This window comes from Aeromonas sp. QDB18, from assembly GCF_027705325.1.
GTDB classification, from domain to species: Bacteria; Pseudomonadota; Gammaproteobacteria; order Enterobacterales; family Aeromonadaceae; genus Aeromonas; species Aeromonas caviae.
The window spans coordinates 1-804 of sequence record NZ_JAPDBQ010000337.1 but is presented as its reverse complement, the minus strand read 5'-3'; the positions used below and the strand labels follow the sequence as shown (position 1 = coordinate 804).

Sequence of the window (804 nt, the reverse complement as noted above, 5' to 3'; positions counted from 1 at the left end):
AGCAAGGCCAGCAAACTAGCCCAGATCAAGCCTTCCGCTATCGCTTTTTGTCGTGTCGCGAACGCCTTCAACCGGTTATGTGATTTCAGCTCTTTGAACAACAGTTCGATCTGCCAACGGCAACGATACAATGCCATCACCTTCTCGGCTGGCCATCGCTCACGCGGAAGATTGGTCATCCATATACAGAACCGTTTTTCCTCTGCAAACCAACGTCTTATGAGTCGATATTTATACTTTCCCGAACTCACATCCAGATCCAGAACCTCGGCTCTGCAGCTTCTCCGATCGATATCCTTGAGCTTTTTTCCGAGTAACTTGGGCATTTCCCTGCCGTCCTGTCGGTAAGCTGCCTGTACTTTGGGATTGAGATTTTGACTCCCTCTGACCAGATAGCTTCCTTTGGCTTTGGTCACATCAGCAAAGTACTCGCGGCTGATGTAACCGGCATCCGCCAATAACAGTTTGTTATTTAACGAATTTGCGGCCGGAAGATGCTTGCGCTCCGATTCGGTATCCGCCGTGATACTCATCGATATCGGCGACTGGTCCAGCAAGGACATGGTCATATGACACTCTACCGCAGCGGGGCTGTGCTTATTGAATCGGCCCGGGAAATGTTCTGCCAATTGCGGATGTAACGCGAATGACGACCCGTCCTGCAGCAGTACCTGCTCAAAGCCTGCCAGTCCGTGGGCGTCCGGTAGACACTCCTTGAGGCGTAAGGCGATGGCTCGTTCAACCAGTGCGCGCATGAACAAGGGAAAACCCTGCTTGCGTAACTGGTTGTGAAAGGGTTTATAC

1 pseudogene is annotated in these 804 nt (G+C 51.5%); it reads right to left on the bottom strand.

Annotation, left to right across the window (positions count from 1 at the left end):
* Nucleotides 1–804, bottom strand: a pseudogene (locus OKC30_RS21230) (IS4-like element ISApu2 family transposase); the annotation flags it as partial.